Annotated in this window: 20 protein-coding genes and 3 pseudogenes (1 of these 23 running past the window's edge); 8 read left to right on the top strand and 15 right to left on the bottom strand. The window is 60.8% G+C overall.

What is annotated here, in order from left to right:
* Nucleotides 1–2,530, bottom strand: a pseudogene (gene polA / locus ACTG2B_RS00585) (DNA polymerase I) (it extends 235 nt beyond the left edge of the window).
* A 400-nt stretch (nt 2,531–2,930) separates the two neighbouring features.
* Between polA and elbB the strand changes: the two are divergent.
* Entirely contained in the window at nt 2,931–3,581 is a 651-nt protein-coding gene (gene elbB / locus ACTG2B_RS00580) for an isoprenoid biosynthesis glyoxalase ElbB (RefSeq protein ID WP_439995020.1), read from the top strand.
* A 72-nt stretch (nt 3,582–3,653) separates the two neighbouring features.
* On the opposite strand, the gene ACTG2B_RS00575 is transcribed toward elbB, so the two are convergent.
* The 4 genes from ACTG2B_RS00575 to fieF all read right to left on the bottom strand — a co-directional run bounded on the left by ACTG2B_RS00575 (nt 3,654) and on the right by fieF (nt 7,111).
* On the bottom strand, nt 3,654–3,863 hold the full coding sequence (locus ACTG2B_RS00575; RefSeq protein WP_005339554.1) for a cell division protein ZapB: 210 nt from the start codon (nt 3,861–3,863) through the stop codon (nt 3,654–3,656).
* Between the two features lie 247 nt (nt 3,864–4,110).
* Nucleotides 4,111–5,391, bottom strand: coding sequence for a hypothetical protein (locus ACTG2B_RS00570; protein ID WP_439995019.1), 1,281 nt, complete (start codon nt 5,389–5,391; stop codon nt 4,111–4,113).
* Between the two features lie 20 nt (nt 5,392–5,411).
* A complete protein-coding gene (gene cysE / locus ACTG2B_RS00565; protein WP_005339552.1) occupies nt 5,412–6,191 on the bottom strand; it encodes a serine O-acetyltransferase in 780 nt (259 codons plus the stop codon).
* Nucleotides 6,192–6,199: 8 nt separating this feature from the next.
* On the bottom strand, nt 6,200–7,111 hold the full coding sequence (gene fieF, locus ACTG2B_RS00560; RefSeq protein ID WP_042081837.1) for a cation efflux pump FieF: 912 nt from the start codon (nt 7,109–7,111) through the stop codon (nt 6,200–6,202).
* An 85-nt stretch (nt 7,112–7,196) separates the two neighbouring features.
* Here fieF and ACTG2B_RS00555 point away from each other — a divergent pair, with 85 nt between their 5' ends.
* From ACTG2B_RS00555 to trmL, 3 genes are all read left to right on the top strand, one after another.
* Nucleotides 7,197–7,892 (top strand): response regulator, encoded by a 696-nt coding sequence (locus ACTG2B_RS00555; protein WP_040069396.1) that lies wholly within the window; start codon nt 7,197–7,199, stop codon nt 7,890–7,892.
* Nucleotides 7,874–9,244 (top strand): ATP-binding protein, encoded by a 1,371-nt coding sequence (locus ACTG2B_RS00550; RefSeq protein WP_005339547.1) that lies wholly within the window; start codon nt 7,874–7,876, stop codon nt 9,242–9,244. The genes ACTG2B_RS00555 and ACTG2B_RS00550 overlap by 19 nt, the downstream gene beginning before the upstream one ends.
* A 74-nt stretch (nt 9,245–9,318) precedes the next feature.
* Nucleotides 9,319–9,783, top strand: a complete 465-nt coding sequence (trmL, locus tag ACTG2B_RS00545; RefSeq protein ID WP_259584412.1) for a tRNA (uridine(34)/cytosine(34)/5-carboxymethylaminomethyluridine(34)-2'-O)-methyltransferase TrmL — start codon at nt 9,319–9,321, stop codon at nt 9,781–9,783.
* Between the two features lie 13 nt (nt 9,784–9,796).
* Here the strand turns inward: trmL and dinF are convergent, their stop codons facing one another.
* The 4 genes from dinF to lexA all read right to left on the bottom strand — a co-directional run bounded on the left by dinF (nt 9,797) and on the right by lexA (nt 13,321).
* Nucleotides 9,797–11,158, bottom strand: a complete 1,362-nt coding sequence (dinF, locus tag ACTG2B_RS00540; protein WP_439995018.1) for an MATE family efflux transporter DinF — start codon at nt 11,156–11,158, stop codon at nt 9,797–9,799.
* 2 nt (nt 11,159–11,160) lie between these two features.
* Nucleotides 11,161–11,787 carry an SCO family protein gene (locus ACTG2B_RS00535; protein ID WP_005339543.1) on the bottom strand — a complete coding sequence of 209 codons (627 nt, stop codon included), beginning with the start codon at nt 11,785–11,787 and terminating at the stop codon, nt 11,161–11,163.
* A gap of 210 nt (nt 11,788–11,997) precedes the next feature.
* The gene (locus ACTG2B_RS00530; protein WP_019446524.1) at nt 11,998–12,213 is read right to left on the bottom strand and encodes a hypothetical protein; all 216 of its coding nucleotides are present in this window, start codon (nt 12,211–12,213) and stop codon (nt 11,998–12,000) included.
* A 484-nt stretch (nt 12,214–12,697) separates the two neighbouring features.
* The gene (gene lexA, locus ACTG2B_RS00525; protein WP_005339540.1) at nt 12,698–13,321 is read right to left on the bottom strand and encodes a transcriptional repressor LexA; all 624 of its coding nucleotides are present in this window, start codon (nt 13,319–13,321) and stop codon (nt 12,698–12,700) included.
* A gap of 204 nt (nt 13,322–13,525) precedes the next feature.
* Between lexA and plsB the strand changes: the two genes are divergently transcribed.
* Nucleotides 13,526–15,949 (top strand): glycerol-3-phosphate 1-O-acyltransferase PlsB, encoded by a 2,424-nt coding sequence (gene plsB, locus ACTG2B_RS00520; RefSeq protein ID WP_160881285.1) that lies wholly within the window; start codon nt 13,526–13,528, stop codon nt 15,947–15,949.
* Nucleotides 15,950–16,017: 68 nt separating this feature from the next.
* On the opposite strand, the gene ubiA is transcribed toward plsB, so the two are convergent.
* Together ubiA and ACTG2B_RS00510 are read right to left on the bottom strand one after the other, a co-directional pair.
* Entirely contained in the window at nt 16,018–16,887 is an 870-nt protein-coding gene (gene ubiA / locus ACTG2B_RS00515; RefSeq protein ID WP_005339536.1) for a 4-hydroxybenzoate octaprenyltransferase, read from the bottom strand.
* Complete coding sequence (locus ACTG2B_RS00510; protein WP_201910838.1) at nt 16,884–17,420, bottom strand: chorismate--pyruvate lyase family protein; 537 nt, start codon at nt 17,418–17,420, stop codon at nt 16,884–16,886. Before ACTG2B_RS00510 ends, ubiA begins: the two co-directional genes overlap by 4 nt.
* Before the next feature lie 145 nt (nt 17,421–17,565).
* Here ACTG2B_RS00510 and ACTG2B_RS00505 point away from each other — a divergent pair, with 145 nt between their 5' ends.
* Both ACTG2B_RS00505 and ACTG2B_RS00500 read left to right on the top strand, forming a co-directional pair.
* Complete coding sequence (locus tag ACTG2B_RS00505) at nt 17,566–18,000, top strand: flagellar basal body-associated protein FliL (RefSeq protein WP_005339527.1); 435 nt, start codon at nt 17,566–17,568, stop codon at nt 17,998–18,000.
* A gap of 112 nt (nt 18,001–18,112) precedes the next feature.
* Nucleotides 18,113–18,277 (top strand): hypothetical protein, encoded by a 165-nt coding sequence (locus tag ACTG2B_RS00500; protein ID WP_005339525.1) that lies wholly within the window; start codon nt 18,113–18,115, stop codon nt 18,275–18,277.
* A gap of 20 nt (nt 18,278–18,297) precedes the next feature.
* Here ACTG2B_RS00500 and ACTG2B_RS00495 read toward each other — a convergent pair whose 3' ends face one another.
* From ACTG2B_RS00495 to ACTG2B_RS00480, 4 genes and pseudogenes are all read right to left on the bottom strand, one after another.
* Complete coding sequence (locus ACTG2B_RS00495) at nt 18,298–18,630, bottom strand: DUF2799 domain-containing protein (protein WP_005339523.1); 333 nt, start codon at nt 18,628–18,630, stop codon at nt 18,298–18,300.
* A gap of 137 nt (nt 18,631–18,767) precedes the next feature.
* Complete coding sequence (locus ACTG2B_RS00490) at nt 18,768–18,893, bottom strand: hypothetical protein (protein WP_005339521.1); 126 nt, start codon at nt 18,891–18,893, stop codon at nt 18,768–18,770.
* Nucleotides 18,894–18,967: 74 nt separating this feature from the next.
* Nucleotides 18,968–19,946 (bottom strand): annotated as a pseudogene (gene acuI / locus ACTG2B_RS00485) (acrylyl-CoA reductase (NADPH)).
* A gap of 32 nt (nt 19,947–19,978) precedes the next feature.
* Nucleotides 19,979–21,001 carry a LacI family DNA-binding transcriptional regulator gene (locus ACTG2B_RS00480; protein WP_270820803.1) on the bottom strand — a complete coding sequence of 341 codons (1,023 nt, stop codon included), beginning with the start codon at nt 20,999–21,001 and terminating at the stop codon, nt 19,979–19,981.
* Nucleotides 21,002–21,252: 251 nt separating this feature from the next.
* Here ACTG2B_RS00480 and ACTG2B_RS00475 point away from each other — a divergent pair.
* Nucleotides 21,253–21,695: pseudogene (locus tag ACTG2B_RS00475) on the top strand (PTS sugar transporter subunit IIA).
* Nucleotides 21,696–21,725 lie beyond the last annotated feature (30 nt).

Raw genomic sequence — 21,725 nt, 5'->3', positions numbered from 1 at the left:
GCCGTGCCCTGCATCGGGGCGTTGATGGCGGCCCGTTCGGCAGCCTTGCGCAGACCGGCGTTGCGGGACTTGATATCCGGCAAATAGAGGCGACGACCAAACAGGGTCTCGACATACCCCTGGGCTTCCGCCTGCTGACGGGTGCGCTCCATATACTCCAGCACGCCCGGGTAGCGCTCGAAGTAGAGATCCATGTACTTCTGCGCTTCGGCACGACCGATCCCCAGCTGCTTGGCCAGACCGAAGGCACTCATGCCGTAGATAAGGCCGAAGTTGATCGCCTTGGCGCTGCGGCGCATGTCGGTGGTGACCGCATCGAGCGCCACGCCGAACACCTCGGCGGCAGTCGCCTTGTGGATGTCCTTGCCCTCGGCAAAGGCGGTCAGCAGCCCCTTGTCACCGGAGAGGTGCGCCATGATACGCAGCTCGATCTGGGAGTAGTCCGCCGCTACCAGCTTGTAACCGGCGCTCGGAATAAAGGCCTGACGGATCCGGCGCCCCTGCTCGTTGCGCACCGGGATGTTCTGCAGATTGGGATCAGATGATGACAAACGGCCCGTAGCCGCTACCGCCTGATGATAGGAGGTGTGTACCCGCCCGGTCTGCGGCTTGATCATCAGCGGCAACTTGTCGGTGTAGGTGGACTTGAGCTTGGCCAGACCGCGGTGCTCCATCAAGAGACGCGGTAGCTCGTAGGTCTCCGCCAGCTCGGCCAGCACCTCTTCTGCGGTGGACGGTGCCCCCTTCGGAGTCTTTTTGATGATCGGCAGGCCCAGCTTGGTGAAGAGGATCTCCCCCAGCTGCTTGGGCGAGGAGAGGTTGAACTCCTGTCCGGCCCGCTCGTGAGCCTGCTTCTCCAGCTCCGCCAACCGCAGCTCGATCTCCTGGCTCTGCTGGTGCAGCAGCTTGGGATCGATGGTGGTGCCGAGCAACTCCATCCGCGCCAGTACCGGCAGCAGGGGCAGTTCGATCTCGCTGAATACCTTGGCGAGACCCGGCACGGCCTCCAGCTGACCCCACAGGGTCTGGTGCAGACGCAGGGTGATATCGGCATCTTCCGCCGCATAGGGGGCCGCCTGCTCCAGCTCGATCTGGTTGAAGGTGAGCTGTTTCACCCCTTTGCCCGCAATATCTTCAAAGGAGGTGGTCTCGACCCCGAGGTAACGCTTGGCCAGCGAATCCATATCGTGACGACTGGCGGTGGAGTTGAGCACGTAGGACTCGAGCATGGTGTCGTAGGCAATACCCTGCAGGTCGATGTCGTGGTTGAGCAGCACGTTGCGATCGTACTTGAGGTTCTGCCCCACCTTGAGACGAGTCGGATCTTCCAGCAGCGGCTTGAGCTTGCCGAGCACCACGGCCTCGCTCAGCTGTACCGGTGCCCCCAGATAGTCGTGGCCAAACGGCACATAAGCAGCCTTGCCCGGCTCAACCGCGAAGGAGACGCCGACAATCCGCGCCTCCATATAGTCGAGACTGGTGGTTTCGGTATCGAAGGCAAACAACGGTGCCGCTTTCAGCTGTTCCAGCCAGCCGTCAAACTCGGCTTCGTCCAGAATGCAGCGGTAGTCGGTTTCGATGGCGGCAACCGGAGCGGAGCTCTCATCGCCAGCCTCGTCCTGTCCGGCGCTCTCGCTGCCCTCTTCACCACCGGACTCCAGCTCCTTGATCAGGTTGCGCAGCTCGTATTCGCGATAGACCGCCAGCAGGGACTCCTTGTCGACCGGCTTGAGCAACAGCTCTTCCAGACTCTGTTCCAGCTCGACATCGGTCTTGATGGTCGCCAGTCGATAGGAGAGGCGAACCTGCTCCTCCTGCTCGCGGAACTTGTCGGCGAACGCCTTGGAGCCACGAAAGCCGAGCGCGGCCACCTTGTCGAGGTTGGCAGCAATCTCGTCGATGCTGCCGATCCCCTGCAGCAGGACAAGTGCAGTCTTTTCACCAACGCCGGTCATGCCGGGGATATTGTCGACCTTGTCCCCATCAGGGCCAGATAGTCGATGATGAGCTCGGGCGGTACGCCGAACTTCTCGATCACCCCTTCCCGATCGGTCTTCACATCTTTCATGGTGTCGATCAGGGTGACATGGTCGGAGACCAGCTGTGCCATATCCTTGTCACCGGTGCTGATCAGTACCGGCAGCTGCTTCTCGGTCGCCTGGCGGGCCAGGGTGCCGATCACGTCGTCGGCCTCCACCCCCTCCACCATCAGGAAGGGGAAACCCATCGCCTTGATCATCTGGTGGATAGGGGCAACCTGACTGCGCAGATCGTCCGGCATGCTGGCACGGGTCGCCTTGTACTCGGGATAGATGTCGTCGCGGAAGGTCTTGCCCTTGGCATCAAACACCACGGCCACATGACAGTCAGGATATTGCTTGCGCAGGCTGCGCATCATGTTGGCCATGACACGGACGGCGCCGCTCGGCAAACCGGTCGATGTGCGCAGATCGGCCTGCTGGGAGGCGAAGAAGGCGCGGTAAAGATAAGAGGAGCCGTCGACCAGAATAAGGGGGTTGCTAGGGGCCATGAAATCGTCCTGCCAGAGATAAACAGCCGCTAGGATGCCACAGGGCCCCCCTCACACCAAGGGGCGCAGCAACAGCACACAGCGCCTGATAAAGGGACTCAATCTGTGGATAACTCTGTGTTCAAAAATGGGACGCATCAGAGCGCACAGTGATAAAGCTGTGCATAAAAATATAAAAAACCATTAAAAACAATGCGTTGAGATCGTAAAAACCGATCGTGAGACAGTTGGAATGATCTCGATCAATGTGGAAAAAGATTTAAGGGAGTAGGTACGGCAGGATCCAAAACGAAACAATCCTAGCACAGCAAGATGACTTGACCAGCGGAGGGTGAGCGATAACCATACAAAAGTACAACAATCCATCCTGGCTCACATTTTCAACAACGAGGAGTTTGCCATGAAAAAAGTGGCCGTGATTTTGAGTGGCTGCGGTGTCTTTGACGGAGCCGAAATCCACGAGGCCGTCATCAGCCTGCTGGCGTTGGCCCGTCAGGGAGCCGCCGTCCAGTGCTTCGCCCCGAACGTGGCGCAGCTCCATGTCATCAACCACCTGACCGGTGAAGTGAGCGAGGGAGAGAGCCGCAACGTGCTGGTCGAAGCGGCCCGCATCTGCCGTGGCCAGATAAAGGATGTGGCCGAGCTGGATGCGGCCGATTACGACGCGCTGCTGGTGCCCGGCGGCTTTGGCGCGGCCAAGAACCTGTGCGACTTCGCTATCAAGGGGGCCGAGTGCCAGATCCAGCCCGATGTGCTGAAAGCGTGCCAGAGCTTTGCCAAAGCCAACAAACCGGCCGCCTATATCTGCATCGCACCCGCCATGATCCCGCTGATCTATGGTGCCGGGACGCTGGCGACCATCGGCCATGACGAGGGTACCGCCAACGCCATCGAGGCGATGGGGGGCTGCCATCTCAACTGCCCGGTCAACGAATTCGTGGTGGATCAGGAGCGCAAGGTGATCTCCACCCCCGCCTACATGCTGGCCAACAACATAGTCGAAGCGGCAAACGGCATCGAGAAGACAGTCAAGCAACTGCTGGCGCTGTAATTCCCATCCCGCCAAAAACAGACGGGCCGCTCATGGAGCGGCCCGTTTTCAATTCTGCCTGAAAGCAATGAATTAGATGGTTTCGCCCATCTGATCCATTTTGCCCAGCAGGGCACGCAGACGCTCCTGCCATGCAGTGTGCTCGTTGCGCAGCTGATGGTTCTCGTCTTGCAGCTTGCTGTTCTGCTCTTTCAGCTCGTCCAGCTCCATCTTCAGCAGGGAGATGTTGTCGACGGCGGATTGTACTTTGGATTCGAGTTGCTCAAGGACTTCTAGTGACATATGCATACCTGTATGTTCAATTGCGATGCCCCACAGAGGGCGATTCAAGCGCGTGAAGCCAGCATACCCCGAGCGCATCGGCACAAACAAGCCAGTGCGCTGTAAAATGCACCTTCCATAGATGTATTGTCTAAATATGCGTCTATTTTTCTCGCATCCTGCGCCCGAGCCGCGACAACACACTGAAGCGTGCGTAAAAGACCCCGGCGCCCGCGCATCATTTGCCCCCCTTCCAACGGAACCGCCGTTATCCATGCAAGGCGATATAAGCCCCCAGCAACAGACAGGCGACAACATACATCAGCAGGCCGTAGAGCAGATTCCAGCGCAGGATCAGCCCGGCACTGAGGTTGTAGCGTGAGGCCAGCGCCAGATTGGATCCGGAGAGCGGACTGGTGCCGGTGGCAAGCCCCCACCCCAGCAGGAAACACATGCCGAGCAGGCTGGGATCCGGCGCCAGCGGCCAGAGCAGTGGCGCCAGCCCGGAGATACTGATGAGCGGATGCACCCCGACGATGGCCACCAGCAGAATCAATAGCAGGGTGACGGATGCCTCAAGCCAGCCAAAGTGATTGAACAGCGGCAGGCCATGACCGGCACCGAGATCGATGACCGACAGCGCACTGTTGATGCCTGCCGCCAGCAAACCGGCACCCAGAAACAGCACCAGCTGACCGCCGATGGCGGGAAAGCGCTCCACCACCTGCCGCTTGAGGGCCGCCTTGCGCCCGACCCTCGGCATAAAGAGCAGCGCCAGCAGCGGGGCCACCAACGCGATCACCGCCAGAATGCCGAGCTGGGGCCAGATCTGCTTGATGAGCAGTACCAGCAACGCCAGCGTGACCGGCAACCCCAGAGTCTGCAACCGCAGCGGATAACCGGCAAAGTCGGCCACCCCGATCCGTTCCACCTGCCAGGCGGTCAGCCCCATCGCCAGCAAGGCGGCGAGGATCCCGAACGGCAGAATATGGGAGAGCTGCAAGCCCGGCGCATAGGTGAGCGCCACCGCCATGGCGACAAAGAAGGGTGACCAGAAGGCAGCCGCACAGAAGATCCGGCTCAGCACCATCACCTGACGCCGCTCCAGGGTGCCATTGCGCTCCAGCCGATCGCCGATGATAAACAACACCGAGAGGTTGATGACCGCCCCCAGCAGATTGAGGCTGGCCATGGTGCTCCACAGCCCCTTGCGCCCGGTCCAGGAGGTGGTGCCGGTCAAGAGACCCGAGGTGGCGAGGTTGAGGGTGCTCACCGCGGCAAACATGGTGAGCATATTGATGTTGGGCAGCAGCCAGTCACCGGCGGTGAGGGTCGCACCCTGCCACCAGGAGAAGATGAGCAGCAATAGCGCCGCGCCATACAAGGCCAGCGCCTGCCGCTTGGCGGCCCCCACCAGCCAGGGCCAGGTGAGCAGTGATGCCCCCCAGGCCGCCATGGCCGCAGGCCAGGGGGAGAGTCCCAGATAGAGATGGAGCAGGTTGAGCAGCCACATCCCCAAAATCAGATAACCCGACCAACGCTTGGCCATCGACTACTCCGGCCGGGAGATCAGAGACACTGATCCATATCCAGTGAAGGCTTGTCGCACTCCGGACGGCCGACGATCTTGGCAGGTACGCCAGCGACCGTGGTATGAGGCGGCACCGGGTTGATCACCACGCTGCCCGCGCCAATTTTGGCACCCACGCCCACTTCGATATTGCCGAGCACCTTGGCGCCCGCCCCTATCATCACCCCTTCGCGGATCTTGGGGTGGCGATCGCCGCTCTCCTTGCCGGTACCGCCGAGGGTCACGCTCTGCAGGATGGAGACATCATCTTCAATCACCGCCGTCTCGCCCACCACTATGCCGGTGGCGTGGTCGAACATGATCCCCTTGCCGATACGGGCGGCAGGGTGCACATCCACCCCGAACACCACCGAGATCTGATTTTGCAGATAGAGGGCCAGCGAGCGGCGCCCCTGACGCCACAGCCAGTTGGCGACCCGATAGCCCTGCAGGGCATGGAACCCCTTGAGATAGAGCAGCGGGGTGGAGAAGAGATCGACCGCAGGATCCCGCTCCTGTACCGCGCAGATGTCGGCCGCCACTACCGTCAGCAGCTCGGGCTCGCTGCGCAGGGCCAGCTCGATCACCTCGCGCAGAGCGATGGCGGGCATGGTGGCGCTGTCGAGTTTGTTGGCCAGCTGGAAGCTGAGGGCCGAACGCAGATTCTTGTGATTTAGAATGGTGGAGTGGAAGAAGCTGGCCAGCATCGGCTCCTGGGCCGCCATGCACTCCGCTTCTTGCTGAATTTTGTGCCAGGTTTTGGCAACCAGTTCATCCATGTTGCAGCCTACTGTTGTTCTGGGTGAGGGCTCTGTTGTTCTTTTGTCAGCACCGAGATGGGGTCCATGTGGATGATGACATCCATCCGCTCGAATGCCTGGCGTACCGCCAGTTCGGCTTCATCGGCGATCTGATGGGCCTTGACCAGGGGGATCTGATCATCCAGTTCAAGATGCAACTGTACGAATCGGGTCGGCCCGGATTGACGGGTGCGCAGGTCATGTACGCCGTGTACACCTTCTACGGCACAGCAGAGCGCCATTATTCTCGCTTGTTCTTCCGCTGGCAACTGACGATCGAGCAGGGCCTGCACCGACTCGTAGCCGATGTGTCCCGCCCCCCACAACAGGAATAGCCCGATCAGGATGGCAAACAGGCCGTCGGCCCAGTACCACCCCTGCCCCGCCAGCACCAGCGCCAGCAAGACACCGGCATTGAGCAGCAGATCGGAACGGTAGTGCAGCATGTCGGCCTTGATGGCCACACTGTTGGTCTTGCGAATGACAACGCTCTGGAAGCTGACCAGCAGCAGGGTCAGCACGATGGAGCCACCGCTGACCCAGAGACCCGCCTCCAGCCGCAGAATAGGCGCCTGATTGAGCAGAGATGAAATTCCGTGCATCACCAGCAGCAGGGCGGAGCCGGAGATAAAGGCCGACTGGATGAGGCCCGCCAGCGACTCCGCCTTGCCGTGACCGAAGCGGTGTTCGTCATCGGCCGGGGCAAGCGCATAGCGAATGGCCAGCAGGTTGATGATGGAGGCACTCACATCCATAAAGGAGTCAGTCAGGGATGCCAGCAGGGTCGACGAATCGGTCATCAGCCAGGCGATCAGTTTGCCGATGATCAGCAAGGTAGCGGTGGTGACCGCCGCTATGCTGGCAAAGGTCACCCAACGGGAATATTGTTGATGGCTCAAAACCGGCTTTCCTCTGGCGATGAAAAACTTATTATACCCTGACCCCGGCGTCAGTTTGGCGCGAAAATCTGCGGAATAACACCAGATGAACAGAATACTCCTGGTCGACGACGATCTTGAATTGACCCAACTGCTCACCGAAATTCTGACCCTGGAGGGATTTCAGGTCACGGTCGCCGAGGATGGTGAAGAGGGGCTGCAACGGCTGGCGGAGCAGAGCTTCGATCTGGTGCTGCTGGACGTGATGATGCCCAAGCTCAACGGCTTTGCCATGCTGACCAAGCTGCGCAAGACCCACGACACCCCGGTGCTGATGCTGACCGCCCGCGGTGACAGCCAGGATCGGGTTAACGGTCTGGAAGCGGGTGCCGACGACTATCTGGCCAAGCCGTTCGATGACAGGGAGCTGCTGGCCCGGGTTCGCGCCATCCTGCGCCGTACCCAGAGCGCCCCGCCCCAGCGCGGCAGTTCCTCCGACGAAGTGCACTTCATGGATATCGTGCTGCAACCCGGCCTGCAGCAGGCCCGCTGCGGCGAACAACTGCTGGAGCTGACCGCCACCGAATTCGGGCTGCTGGAGTGCCTGCTGCGCAATCCCGGCCAGATCGTCAGCAAGAGCCACCTCTCCGAGCAGGTGCTGGGCAAGAAGCTGGAACCCTTCGATCGGGCCATCGACATGCACCTGAGCAACCTGCGCAAGAAGCTGCCGGACCGCACCGATGGCCAGCCCCGCTTCAAAACCGTACGGGGGCGCGGTTACCTGTGGCTAGAGCAAGAATAGAGCGCATCAACTCCCTCAACGGGATCTCGACCCACATCTTCCTCTGGTTCTGGTTCATGCTGCTGGTGATGCTGGCCGCCGTGATCAGCCTGCCGACCCTGGATCCCCGCAACCAGATCCCGCTGCCGACCCATGAAGTGGCGCGGATGCAGAACAACGTACAGGCCCTGCTCAACGCTGCCGAGCCGGATCAGGATTTCGATCTGGCCAAGGCAATGGACAAGATCGCCATGCTGCCGGTGGACAACGTCTACCTGCGCGACGAGAAGGGGCAGATCCAGTCCACCACCCATCCGCGCAAGTTCGTGGTGCGCTTTATGGTGGATGCCGATGACCCGGCCAATCCCATGCTGGGCAACGAGGATCGCAAGGCGATCGCCGGCCCCTTCCTGATGGAGCACCACGGCCATCGCTATCACGTCTATTTCGGCCTCAATGCCGAGAACCCCTACCTGTTCCTGTTTATTCAGGTGCTGGATCACCCGATCCGCATTCTGGGCATCTCGATGCTGGTCAGCACCCCGCTCTGTCTGCTGCTCGCCTGGCGGCTGACCCGCCCCATCCTGCAGTTGCAGAAATCGGTCTCCCAACTGGCGGCTGGCAATCTGGAGGTACAGATCCCCAACCTGGGACGGGGTGACGAGATCGGCCAGCTGGCGGACAACGTCAGCCGCATGGTAGAGACGCTCAAGAGCATGATCCAGAAGCAGAAACAGCTGCTCTCCGATATCTCCCACGAGCTGCGCAGTCCCCTCACCCGGATGCAACTGGCGCAGGCGCTGATCCGCCGCAAGCAGGGTGACAGCGCCGAGCTGGCGCGGATCGAATCGGAGATCGGACGGCTGGACAAGCTGATCGGCGATCTGCTGGATCTGTCGCGGGTACAGCAGCATGTAGAGGCACCGGTGGTGCACCCGCTGGCCGACCTGCTGGAGCCCATCCTCGAAGATGCCATGTTCGAGGCAAACCAGAGCGGCAAACAGCTCAGACTGCCGCCACTGCCCGCAGAGTCGATCCAGATGTGGCCCGAGCTGCTGGCCCGGGCGGTGGAGAACCCCCTGCGCAACGCCCTCAAATATGCCCGCGAGTTCATCAAGGTGGACTGGTATCGGGAGGGGCAGGAGTGGGTGATGACCATTCGAGATGACGGCCCCGGGGTGCCAGACGAGCAGCAGGCGCTGCTGTTCCAGCCCTTTTTCCGGGTCGATGATGCCCGCAACGCCAAGACTGGCGGCACCGGGCTGGGGCTGGCCATCGCCTCGGAGGCGATCCAGCGCCACGGCGGCACCATTGCGGCCAGCAACAATCACCCGACCGGGCTGACCATCACCATCCGCTTGCCCATCGCCTGATCCTTTTCATCCGGACGGGCGCTGGGTATGCTGGCGCCCCTTCTTGGCTTTACACCTCTTTGCAGGAGCTCGTCATGCTCGATATCGTCCTCTACCAGCCGGAAATTCCGCCCAACACCGGCAATATCATCCGGCTCTGCGCCAATACCGGTTACCGGCTCCATCTGATCGAGCCACTGGGGTTTGAGTGGGATGACAAGCGGGTAAAGCGGGCGGGACTCGACTATCACGAGTTTGCCGAGGTGAAGCGCTGGCCGAGCTATGAGGCCTTTCTGGCTGCCGTCGCGCCCAAGCGGGTGTTTGCCTGCACCACCAAGGGCCGCACCGCGCACTCGGCAGTACAATATGCCCTTGGCGACGCCCTGCTGTTTGGCCCGGAGAGTCGCGGCCTGCCCATCGAGATCATCGAGAGTCTGCCATTCGAGCAACGGCTGCGCATCCCTATGGTGCCCCAGAGCCGCAGCATGAACCTCTCCAACGCGGTGTCTGTCTTTGTCTACGAGAGCTGGCGCCAGCTCGGCTACGACGGTGCCATGTAAGCGCCACCGATGATCAGTGGCGGGCGTCGAGCAGATGCCCGCTGCGCTCCAGCCGCCAGCAAGTAACCCCCAGCGACAGACCTCGCCCCACCATCAGCGCCGCCATCGCTGCCCATAACGCGGCCACGCCCCACGACTGACAGAGCCACCAGATCGGGAAGAAGCCGCCAAACGCGGCCAGCAACATGCTGTTGCGCATCTCCCGCGCCCGGGTCGCCCCGATGAATACGCCATCCAGCAGGAAACACCAGACCGCCAGCAAGGGCATGGCGATCAGCCAGGGAAGCTGACGATGAGCCTCCGCCACCACGGCCGGAATATCGGTGATATAGCCGATAAGGTGGGCACCGAAGAGGGCAAACACCAGGGTAAAACCACTGGCAATGAGGGCGGCCCAGCCCAGATTGAGCACGATGGCCTCCTGCAGTTTCTGCCGATCCCGCTGACCGATGGCTCGTCCTACCATGGCCTCCACCGCATAGGCAAAACCATCGAGTCCGTAGGAGATAAGCATCAGGAAGTTGAGCAGCACCGCATTGGCGGCCACCGCCACATCCCCCAGTCGTGCCCCTTGCAGAGTCATGAAGACGAAACAGAGCTGCAAACAGAGGGAGCGCAGGAAGATATCGCGGTTGAGGCCGAGCAACCGCACCATGGGCGCAAGCTGCCGCCAGCGCTGCCAACCATCCTGCCACACCGTCGGTGCCAGTTGCCGCAGTTGACGGCGTACCAGCCAGATACCGACTGCCAGCGCGCAGTAGTCCGCCATGACCGAGGCCGCCGCCACACCCCGCACCTGCCAGCCGAGCCCCAGCACAAACAGGGCATCGAGCGCCATATTGACCAGATTGGTGAGGATCAGCATCACCATGGGGCTGCGGGCATCCTGCATCCCCAACAGCCAGCCCATGACCACCAGATTGCAGAGCGCCGCCGGGGCGCTCCAGATCCGCACCGCCACATATTGGCCCGCATAAAGCTGCACCTCGGGCGAGCCGCCACTCAGGACGATCAGTCGTGGCAACAGGGGGAAGAGCAACAACAGCAGCGCCAGACCAAGAGCAATGGCCAGCCCCAGCGCCCGCAGCAGGGTATCGAGCTGGGCACGACCGTCGGCGGCGCCGTGCGCCTGCGCCGTCAGCCCGGTGGTCGACATCCGCAAAAAACCGAGCAACCAGAAAATGAGGTTGATCAGGGTCGCACCGACCGAGACGCCCCCCAGAAACCAGGCCTGACCGAGATGACCGATCACCCAGGTGTCCACCAGCCCCAACAAGGGGGTGGTGATATTGGAGAAAACCATGGGCAGGGCGAGCGCAAAGACAGCGCGGTGGCGAGAGGGATCTCGCCACCAGGGGGCAACAGCTGGGGTCACGCTCAGTGACCTGCCAACTTCAGGATGCGGGCGAAGTCAGAGAGCATGGTGGCCATCTGCACCCGGGGCACCTGACCCGGTGCCACCTGCGGGCGGAATACCGCCTGCAGCTTGCCCTTGGGATTGATGAGCACGATGGAGGCGGAGTGATCGATCAGGTAATCCTTCTCCCCCTGATTGGCGATGGAGTAGATCAGCCCCAGATTGCGCACGAACGGGAACAACTTGTCGTGGGGGGCAGTGGCCGCCTTGAACTCGGGATTGAAGAAGGCGGTATAGGTCTTGAGGCGTGGAATGTCGTCACGCTGGGGATCCGCCGAGATAAACACCACCTGACTGTCGGGCGCCATTTTCTTCAGCTGGTCATAGACGGAGCGCATATCTGCCAGGGTGGTGGGGCAGATATCGGGGCAGAAGGTGTAGCCGACAAACAGGAAGGTCCAGTGCCCCTTCAGGTTGGCAGGGGTGAACGGCTGGTTGTCCGCATCGGTAAAAGCGAAATCATTGATGTCCCGCCCCGCTGGATAGTAGTCGGCCTGTTCCGGCTGCTCTGGCTGCGTGGCGTAGAACACCAGGATCAGGCAGGCTGTCAGCAGCAGAAAGAGCAGGGGATAGCGGAGCTTCATCATAACAAGAGACCCTTTCAGTTCGAGGCAGATGGCCAGCAGTGACCGGACAAGAGGGGTGCATTGTACCCCAGCGAGCCGCCAAGGTGGTTCAACCTTGTGCAACGCCCTGTCAGGAGTCGACCATTTGGCATAATTAATCGCCAATTTCAGCCATAAAAAAACCGGCCCCCTCGGGTGCCGGTTATGGATGGATTTGTTTGTCTCTTCTGCTCAGGGGCGAGCGTTACGCCCCTGCTGCAACATCTTGCCGATGGCCCGCACGCCGATGGGAATCACGGGGGCCAGCCAGCCCTCTTCCCCCTGGCGATCACCGTGACCCCGTTTGAACAGCAGCACCAGACGCACCACCTTCTCTTTCGGGCATCCCAGCCAGAGCGTCCAGTGCGAACCACGATGGTGCAGCCAGAGACCGTAAAACCAGGTCATCCGGCTACCTTTGACGAAACGGGTGATTGACGATTCCGCTGGCGCAGCCCCAGCCTCTGAATCCCATGGCGATCTTGATGCCATACCAGTCCTCCTTGACCGACAGGTCATGTTGCTTCGTCGGCCTGAACTGGGAACAGGCCCGTCACGACTATCTGCAACCATTACAAGTAGTCCCCTTTGCCTGACAAGGCTCGGGATCTCCCCACTCCCCCTTCATATCCCGTGAAGGTGTACTGCCCGATTCTCGTTGTTACCGGCCCTCCCGTACCGACGCATTGTGATGGTCAGAGGGAGGTGCCAAGCCCTGTCTCGGCGACAGGGCACTGATCTGAGCATATATCTGAAATGGATGATTGGTAGCCGGTCGCGCAGGACAAAAATGCCGCCGCCGATGATCTGTTTGATATGACAGGGAAAGTGCGCCAGAAACAGCACAGCCTCCCGAAGGAGGCCGTGTGGCAAACGCAGTTGGCGGGGATGATTACATCCAGTCGGCGTTGCGGATCACCCCGACAGCCAGTCCTTCGATGGTGAGCTGCTGGCAGGAGAGGTCCACCTCGATGGGGGAGAGCTCTTCATTCTCCGGCAGCAGCCATACCTGACTGCCCTTGCGCTGGAAGCGCTTGACGGTGACATCCTCATCGAGACGGGCGACCACTACCTGACCGTTGCGCACCTCCTGGGTCTTGTGCACCGCCAGCAGATCGCCATCCAGAATGCCGATGTTCTTCATGCTCATCCCTTGCACCCGCAGCAGAAAATCTGCGCGCGGGTGGAACAGGGCAGGATCCACCTGATAGTGGCTCTCGATATGCTCCTGAGCCAGGATGGGTTCACCGGCGGCCACCTTGCCGATGAGCGGCAAGCCGCTCTCTTCCAGCACCTCTTCCTCTTCGAGCAACAGGCGAATGCCGCGGGACGTGCCCGGCATGATCTCGATGACCCCTTTTTTGGCCAGGGCCTTCAGATGTTCTTCGGCCGCATTGGCCGACTTGAAACCAAGCTTCTGGGCAATCTCGGCACGAGTCGGCGGCATGCCGGTCTCGCTCATGTTCACCTTGATCAGCTCCAGCACTTCGGCCTGGCGGGGGGTAAGGGGTTTCATAGAATTAGCACCTGTCTTTTTATACAGCACACTGGCAGTATATACAGTGCAGTGGCCAAGGCAAGGCGCAGCTGACATTTGTCGCAACCAACCCCTCATTTACTGCTGTTTTGATCCTGCGCAGCCGACTCATCGTACCTCTCGGCGACAAGGGGCTGTCGATTTGCTATGCTCACGCCGCATTTTTTTGGAGAGCAGACGCACATGTCCCTAGGACAGAAGATTTCCAGAGCCATCTTGCAATGGCCGGTCAGCGGCTTGGTCAATCACAAGAGCCTGCCGGAAAATCCCATCACAGAACTCAATCTGGATCCAGCCAGACCCATCGTCTATGCCCTGAAAACCAGTTCGATCACCGACCTGATGACCCTGCAGCAGTGCTGCGAGGATCTCGGTCTGCCCGGCCCCTTCACGCCGCTGGAGCTCAACGGCCAGCTGCTGCCGCGCTATGTCTGTCTGGATCGTCCGCCTCCCCTGTTTGGCAAACGCAGCAAACCGCTCCCCTTCCTGCAGGAGTTCCACCAGCTGCTGGATCTGCACAAGCAGGATCCCGCACTGGATATCCAGGTGGTGCCCGTCACCCTGTTCTGGGGCCGCGCTCCGGGTCGGGAAGGGGAAGAAGCCTCCGGCCTCAACATCATCAGCAGCCTGGCACCGAACCGGCTGAAGAAGGCACTTATCGTGATCCTCAAGGGTCGCGAAAATCTGGTGCGCTTCTCGCCGCCGCTCTCCCTGCGCTACATGGCCGACAAGCACGGCACCGACGAGGCGATCGCCCACAAGCTGGCGCGAGTGGCCCGTACCCACTTCAGCCGCCAGCAGCTGGCCGCTACCGGCCCGAAACTGCCGAACCGCAATCTGCTGTTCAAGCAGTTGCTCGATTCCGCGGTGATCCAGCAGGCGATTGAAGAGGAGGCCCAGCGCGAAGGGATCAGCCTCGAGAAGGCGCAAAAGCGTGCCCATGGCTACATGGACGAGATCGCCTCCAACTTCTCCTACCGGCTGATCCGCCTGGGCGAGAGCTTCCTCGGCTGGCTGTGGAACAAGCTCTACCGCGGTTTGTCGGTCAATGGCGCCGAGAAGGTGCGCCAGCTGGCGCAGGAAGGGCACGAGATCGTCTACGTCCCCTGCCACCGCAGCCACATGGACTACCTGCTGCTCTCCTACGTCATCTACCACCAGGGGATGGTGCCGCCCCATATCGCGGCAGGCATCAACCTCAACTTCTGGCCGGCGGGCCCGATTTTCCGCCACGGCGGCGCCTTCTTCATTCGCCGCACCTTCAAGGGCAACCCGCTCTACAGCACGGTATTCCGGGAATACCTCAACCTGCTGTTTGCCAAGGGTTACTCGGTGGAGTTCTTCACCGAAGGCGGTCGCTCCCGTACCGGTCGCCTGCTGCCGCCCAAGACCGGCATGCTGGCGATGACCCTGCAAGCGATGATGCGTGGACTGGACAGGCCGGTCACTCTGGTGCCGGTCTATCTGGGTTACGAGCACGTGATGGAGGTGAACACCTACCACAACGAGCTCAAAGGTAGCCGCAAGGAGAAAGAGAGCTTCCTGCAGGTGCTCGGCATCCTGCGCAAGCTGCGTAACTACGGCCGTGGCTTCGTCAACTTCGGCGAACCGCTGACCCTCAACAGCTACCTGAGCGAACATATCCCCGACTGGAAAAAGCACATCGGGGAAGAGGAGCGTCCGGAGTGGATGGCGGGCACCGTCAACAATCTGGCCGAACTGCTGATGACCCGCATCAACGGCGCGGCCGCGGTCAACGGCCTGACCCTGAGCGCGCTGGCGCTGCTGGCCGCCGAGCGCCACGCCCTGACCCGCGACGAGTTGCAGGCCCAGCTCAACACCTATCTGGATCTGCTCAAAGCGGTGCCTTACAGCCCGCAGAGCACCATTCCGGATGAGGATGCCAAGACCCTGCTGGATCAGGCGATGGAGCTCAACAAGTTCGAGGTGAGCGAGGACAAGCTGGGGCAGATCATCAGTCTGGACCGCTATCAGGCGATCCTGCTGACCTACTACCGCAACAACATCCTCCACCTGTTCGCCATGCCCTCTCTGGTGGCGGCACTGATCGAACGGTGCGAGGGGATCTCCCGCAGCGAGATCATGGCCCGCTGCATCGACATCTATCCGCTGCTCAAGACCGAGCTGTTCCTGCGTTATGAAGAGGAGGATCTGCCGGCGCTGGTCGACAGCCTGCTCGATGCCCTGCAGACTCAGCAACTGATCGAGACCCGTGATGACGGCTACTGGGTCAATCCGGCCAACCAGATGCGCCTGCTGCTGCTGGCGGAGAGCATTCAGGAGACCCTGCAACGCTACGCCATCGTGCTGACCCGGGTGCTGGCACAGCCTCATATCGAGGCGGAGCAGCTGGAGGCGGACGGCCTGATGATGGCAGAGCGCCTCGGCACCCTGCACGGCATCAACGCCCCCGAGTTCTTCGACCAGAAGCTGTTCAGCACCCTGATCCACACGCTGCGCAAGGAGGGTTACCTCTCCCCAGAGTGCAAGCCGGATCTCGGCCGCTTCCAGGCGCTGGCCGACAATATAGTGCCGCTGCTGAGCAACAAGATCCGCCGCACCATTCAGGCAGGCAATCAGCTCTGACCTGCAACGCAAACAAAGAAGGCCGCATCATGCGGCCTTCTTTTTATCCAGTTTTACTCGGGGCGCAATCACGCCAGCAGGTAATCGAGCACCAGACCGGCAAACACCAGCGCCCCCACATAGTTGTTGTTGAGAAACGCCTGGAAGCAGGCTTCCCGCTGCCGCTCGCGAATGAGCCGCTGCTGATAGACAAACAGCACCGCCGCTCCCAGCAATCCCCAGTAATACCAGCCCCCCAGCGTCATCAGTTGCCCGACCGCCAGCAGCAGCAGCAGAGTCGAGAGTTGCAATGCGCCGATGATCCGTTTGTCGTAACGACCAAACAGGATGGCGCTGGATTTGAGGCCGATCTTGAGGTCGTCATCCCGATCCACCATGGCGTACTGGGTGTCGTAAGCCACGGTCCAGAGCAGGTTGGCAAAGAAGAGCAACCAGGCCACCAGCGGCAGGGCATCCGCCTGCGCCGCATAGGCCATCGGGATAGACCAGGAGAAGGCCATCCCGAGCACCAGCTGGGGGTTGGAGATAAAACGCTTCATGAAGGGGTAGCTCACCGCCAGCAGCAGGGCGACAAACGACAGGCCGATGGTGAGCGGATTCATGGTCAGCACCAGACCAAACGAGATAAGCGCCAGCACGAAGAAGAGCGCCAGCACCTCCCACGGCTTGACCCTACCCGTAGGCAAGGGGCGACCGGCGGTGCGTTTGACGTGGCCATCGAAGTTGCGATCCGCATAGTCGTTGATGACGCACCCTGCCGAGCGCATCAGAAAGACCCCGACCACAAACACGGTCAGCACCCAGAGATTGGGCAGGCCACCAGCGGCCAGCCAGAGCGCCCACAGGGTTGGCCACAGCAGCAGCAGAGTGCCTATGGGTTTGTCGACGCGGGCCAACTGCATGTAGGCAAGTCCCCGCTCCTTGGTTAACAGATTCACTCCAGCTCCTTGTCACAGACGAGAGAGGGCAGAAACAGCTCGTGCACCAGCAGTGGCCACTGCCCCAGAAACAGACGGGAACGACGCCCCCAGACAGTGGCGGCCGGGCAACGGGGATTGGCGGCAATATCGAAACGGGCCAGCTGCAGATGATCGCGGCGGGCAGGCTCATGGCCAAATACCCGCTCACCCAGCGGCTGCTCGCCAAGCTCGGCAATGCCGCTCCCTTGCAGTGCGTCATCGGCAAACAGGGTCCAGCCCAGCACGGCGGGCCCACGATCCCCATGCAGGATCACCTCGCGGCAGGTACCGGCCGGCGAGGCCGAATCCACCAGCCACTGCTCATCGGCAGTAAGGGCGATCGGGTGATTGCCCAGCCACTCCACCGAAAAGTGGCGATTGTACTGACGCAGACGCCGGGTCATGGAGCCGGGCTCCAGCAGCCAGGGGCGCAAGCTGGCGGGCAATTCGCAACATTCGGGGGCCAGCCACCCGCTTAACGGCGTAAGGGGAACAGTCAACTCGGACTTCACAGCTTCACCATCCAGAGATTTCCGTGTTCAGGTTAAAATCCGGTTTATTATCCGTAAATCAATAGCGAAATGTAAGAACATCCGTGCTTGACGGCCCCGATGGCAACATCAAAAATGGGTTATCTCCTGCTGATGAGCCATCTATATGAAGATCTTCAAAATTCTGCTGGTGTTGTTACTGAGCTGTGGCGCCCTGCAGCAGCAAGCTCTGGCTGAAGATGAGCCGCCCGCCGAGGGCGCAGAGGGGGCCGCCAAGCCCGGTTTCTCCTACCATGCGCTCGATCCCGACATCATCACCAACTACCTGAGTGATAGCAAAACCCTCGGTTATATCCGGGTCACGGTAGAGCTGATGGCGGAAAACGAAGCCGATCTCAAGCTGCTGGAGCAGCATGACCCGCTGATCCGCGATGCCATCATCCGTCTGATTGGCAGCAAAAATGCCGATCAAGTGAAGTCCCTGACCAACAGAGAAGAGCTGCGCAAGGAGTGCGAGACAACCGTCAACGAATTGCTGGTGAAAGAGACCGGCAAGAAAGCGGTGCGCGAGCTTATCTTCACCAAGTTCCTCTACCAGTAATCCATCCCGAAACAATCGCTTATTGGCATATCGGCCAATAAGCGAGCTTTGCCGGTTTATTCGAAATGAAAATCGATTACAATACGGCTGTCAAGTCGTAGAGGTAGTCGTTATGGGCAGCAAAACCCTGTGTGAATGGCGCCGTCACGAGATCCCCACCGATCTCAAGGCGTTGCGCAAGATAGTCCGCAAACCCAAGTTTGTCTGCAGCAAGTGCGCCCGCAGTGCCAATGACAAGGGTTACCTCTGCCAGCCGCTGCGTTTGAAAGAGGAGTAACGCCCCTCCCTGTCACGGTGTTATTGATCGGTCCACCCCTGACGTCCCTGTTCGAACAATCTGCGCGCCTGGGTATCATTCGGGCAAACGCCGCGATACTCCTCGCCTGAGCGGCCAGCCAGATAGAGGTGCTCGGGGCGGCAATACCATGCCAATCCCTTCTGATGTCCCTGCTTCCACAGTTCGGCATCCACCTTCTTGCCACACTGGCCCTGATGGAACTCGATCCGCTCGGTGGTGAAGCCCAGCTTGCCATCCGCCTCCCCCACCTCACTCCACACCTTCTCGCAGGGATCATCGTTGGAGACACAGCCACCCAGCAGGGCAGCCAACAATATGATGGTGAGTCGCATAGTCATCCTTGAGCGTCATTTGGGCAGTTCATTCTACCCAGCGCCCCGCCCCTGACCAAGGACGAACGCTCAGCCATGTGAGCGCGGCAAAAAAATCAGGCGGGCCCAAAGCCCGCCTGTTCGTTCAATGCCGTGGTTCACTGGTCATCGAAAGTGTCATCATCTTGCCAGCTTTCATCTTCCCACTGATCCAGCTCTTCTTCCCAGGAATCCGGCTCCCAATCATCATCAGAGGAGTCGTAATCCGGCTTGTGTCCACCCATCTTCACTCTCCTTGGATAGTTCACCCGCACTCCAATTTTATCCGGAATTGTCGGGCTCGCCAGTCAGAGAGAGTTCAAAGTTTGACCAGGGTGCGACCTGCGATCTGGCCTTGCGTGATGGCCTCGGCGGCCTCCACTACCTGCTCCAGCCCAATCTCGGTGACCGCCTGTTCAAAGAAGCTGGCAGGCAGATCCCGTGCCAGTCGCTGCCATGCCAGTTGACGACGTTCAAACGGGCACATCACCGAATCGACCCCCTGCAACCGCACATTGCGCAGGATAAAGGGCATCACACTGGTAGGCAGATCAAAGCCGCCCGCCAACCCACAGGCCGCCACGGCGCCGCCATAGTTCATCTGGGCCAGCAGCTTGGCCAGCACCTGACTGCCGACGGTATCGATGGCACCGGCCCACAGCTGCTTCTCCAGCGGTTTGGCAGGCACCAGCAGCTCGCTGCGCGGCACGATGCGGCTGGCACCCAGCGCAGTGAGCATGGCGCCCTGCTCTTCGGGCCGACCGGTCAGCGCTGCCACCTGATAGCCAAGGGCTGCCAGCAGGGCAACCGAGGTGGAGCCCACGCCGCCAGGCGCCGGTGACCAGCACCTCGCCGCTTTCGGGAGTAATGCCCGCCTCTTCCAGCGCCAGCACGCAGAGCATGGCGGTGAGACCGGCGGTACCGATGCACATTGCCTGGCGCTCATCCAGCCCGGCGGGCAACGGCACCAGCCAGTCCCCCTTGACCCGCGCCTGTTCGGCCATGCCGCCCCAGTGGCCTTCGCCCACGCCCCAACCGGTCAGCACCACCTTGTCACCGGGCTGATAGCGGCTGTCGGCAGATTCGAGCACGGTACCGGCAAAGTCGATACCGGGCACCAGCGGCCACTGGTGCACAATCTTGCCCTTGCCGGTGATGGCCAGCCCGTCCTTGTAGTTGATGGAGCTGTAAGCGACCGCAACCCGCACTTCACCTTCCGGCAACTGGCTCTCGGCCAGCCGGGTCAGAGTCGGAACAGTCTTGCCGTCTTGGTTTTCCAGTAACAGAGCCTTGAACATGGTTGCCTCTTTGATGACGTGTGAAACGGGGATCAGCTGCTTTGGCGCTTTTGCAGTTGAAAATCGAGAGCCAGCGCAGTGCCCATCACGGGCTCCCCGGCCAGTTGGCGCAGGATCAGCTCGGCAGCCTCCTGCCCCATTTTGCGATAGGGGATCCTGACCGAAGTAAGGGTCGGATAACAGGCGCGCGCCACATCCAGATCGTCAAATCCGGCGATGGCGAGTTTGCCCGGCACATTCAAATGGCGACGCTGGCACTCGAACAGTACCCCGGCCGCCAGTTCGTCGTTGACGCAGATCAGCGCGTCCAGCTCGGGCCAGCGCAGCAGAAATTCACCCAGCATGGTGGCACCGGTGCTGAAGCTGGGCCGCTCCGAGGTGTTGATGATGGCATCGGGGGAGAGGTAGTTGTCGAGCAGCGCCTTCTGCCAGCCCTGCATACGCTGTTGCAGCATCCACTGCTCCTGACGGGCACAGAGGAAACCGATATTGCGGTAGCCCCGCTCGATAAGGTGGTGGGTGAGCTGATAACCGGCATCGAAGTTGGAGACTCCCACATTCATGTCGATGGGACTGCGGGCCATGGCACCCACCTCAACCACTGGCAAACGGGCAGCTTTCAGGCGAGTACGGATCGTCTCGCCGGGATCGCCACCAAACAGCACCACCGCCGCCGGATTGTGCTGCAAAAAGCTGGTCAGCAGGCTCTCTTCCTGCTGTTTCAGATGCTGGGCATCCCCCAGCATGATCTGGTAACCCTCCTCGAGCAGGGTCTGTTGCAGGCCAGCGATCATCTCGCCACAGCCCGCTTCCGCCAGACTCGGGACGATCACTACGATGGTCTGGGAAGTCGCAGAGGCCAGCGCCCCGGCGGCCCGATTGGGGATATAGCCGAGCTCTTCCACCGCAGCTTCGATGCGCTCGCGCATCCTGTCGGAGACCATCTCCGGCGTGCGCAGGGCACGGGAAACCGTCATGGCCCCCACACCGGCCAGCTGGGCCACATCGTTGAGGGTCACCCGACCCGTGCTACGGCGCTTCTTTGCTTCTGACATCCATCCCATCCTCGACTTGCGGCTGCTCACTTTAAGGCAAAAGAGCGCCACTGACCATTTGCTCAAGGCCGATTCTACTCTCTTTCCCCCACAATGAGGGCAGGATGACTCCCGTTAATGGGTGAAGTGATAGCGCTATCACAGTTTGATGTTAGCGCTATCTGATAGCGCTAACTTTCGCGATCACCCTCACAGTTTCACCACCGCAAGATCGATAGATTGGCGCCATCATAACTAGCCGGATCACCACCATGCTGACTCAACTGCTGACCGAGGATGTCATCCGCATCGAACCCGCCGCCCGCGACTGGCGCCACGCCATCGAGCTGGCCACGGCGCCCCTGCTGGCCAATGGCACCATCGAGCCCTCCTACGTGGCGGCGCTGTTTCGCTCTCATGAAGAGCTCGGCCCCTACTACGTGCTGGGCCCCGGTCTGGCGATGCCCCACGCTCGCCCCGAGGACGGAGTCAACCGGCTGGTTTGGGTCTGACCGTCATCAAGCAGGGGGTCAACTTCGACTCCGAGGGTAACGACCCGATCCAGCTGCTGATCACCCTAGCCGCCAGCGACAGCAACTCCCACGTGGAGACCATCGCCCAGCTGGCCGAGCTGTTTATGAATGAAGAGGACGTGGCGGCCATTATCGCGGCCGACACCAAAGACGACATTCTGCGCATTCTGGCGCGCTACTGATCTGCGCCACGGCGCACCTGACAGAGGAAG

The organism is Aeromonas sp. 30P (assembly GCF_051919805.1).
GTDB lineage: Bacteria > Pseudomonadota > Gammaproteobacteria > Enterobacterales > Aeromonadaceae > Aeromonas > Aeromonas veronii.
The sequence above is the reverse complement of the archived record's forward strand: the minus strand, read 5'-3'. Positions and strand labels throughout refer to the sequence as shown.

What these genes read in the sequence shown, in the direction of transcription:
- elbB (WP_439995020.1), top strand. Translation starts at nt 2,931, where the DNA reads ATGAAAAAAGTGGCCGTGATTTTGAGTGGCTGCGGTGTCTTTGACGGA.
- ACTG2B_RS00575 (WP_005339554.1), bottom strand. Translation starts at nt 3,863, where the DNA reads ATGTCACTAGAAGTCCTTGAGCAACTCGAATCCAAAGTACAATCCGCC.
- ACTG2B_RS00570 (WP_439995019.1), bottom strand. Translation starts at nt 5,391, where the DNA reads ATGGCCAAGCGTTGGTCGGGTTATCTGATTTTGGGGATGTGGCTGCTC.
- cysE (WP_005339552.1), bottom strand. Translation starts at nt 6,191, where the DNA reads ATGGATGAACTGGTTGCCAAAACCTGGCACAAAATTCAGCAAGAAGCG.
- ACTG2B_RS00555 (WP_040069396.1), top strand. Translation starts at nt 7,197, where the DNA reads ATGAACAGAATACTCCTGGTCGACGACGATCTTGAATTGACCCAACTG.
- trmL (WP_259584412.1), top strand. Translation starts at nt 9,319, where the DNA reads ATGCTCGATATCGTCCTCTACCAGCCGGAAATTCCGCCCAACACCGGC.
- ACTG2B_RS00535 (WP_005339543.1), bottom strand. Translation starts at nt 11,787, where the DNA reads ATGATGAAGCTCCGCTATCCCCTGCTCTTTCTGCTGCTGACAGCCTGC.
- ACTG2B_RS00530 (WP_019446524.1), bottom strand. Translation starts at nt 12,213, where the DNA reads ATGACCTGGTTTTACGGTCTCTGGCTGCACCATCGTGGTTCGCACTGG.
- lexA (WP_005339540.1), bottom strand. Translation starts at nt 13,321, where the DNA reads ATGAAACCCCTTACCCCCCGCCAGGCCGAAGTGCTGGAGCTGATCAAG.
- plsB (WP_160881285.1), top strand. Translation starts at nt 13,526, where the DNA reads ATGTCCCTAGGACAGAAGATTTCCAGAGCCATCTTGCAATGGCCGGTC.
- ACTG2B_RS00505 (WP_005339527.1), top strand. Translation starts at nt 17,566, where the DNA reads ATGAAGATCTTCAAAATTCTGCTGGTGTTGTTACTGAGCTGTGGCGCC.
- ACTG2B_RS00500 (WP_005339525.1), top strand. Translation starts at nt 18,113, where the DNA reads ATGGGCAGCAAAACCCTGTGTGAATGGCGCCGTCACGAGATCCCCACC.
- ACTG2B_RS00495 (WP_005339523.1), bottom strand. Translation starts at nt 18,630, where the DNA reads ATGCGACTCACCATCATATTGTTGGCTGCCCTGCTGGGTGGCTGTGTC.
- ACTG2B_RS00490 (WP_005339521.1), bottom strand. Translation starts at nt 18,893, where the DNA reads ATGGGTGGACACAAGCCGGATTACGACTCCTCTGATGATGATTGGGAG.
- ACTG2B_RS00480 (WP_270820803.1), bottom strand. Translation starts at nt 21,001, where the DNA reads ATGTCAGAAGCAAAGAAGCGCCGTAGCACGGGTCGGGTGACCCTCAAC.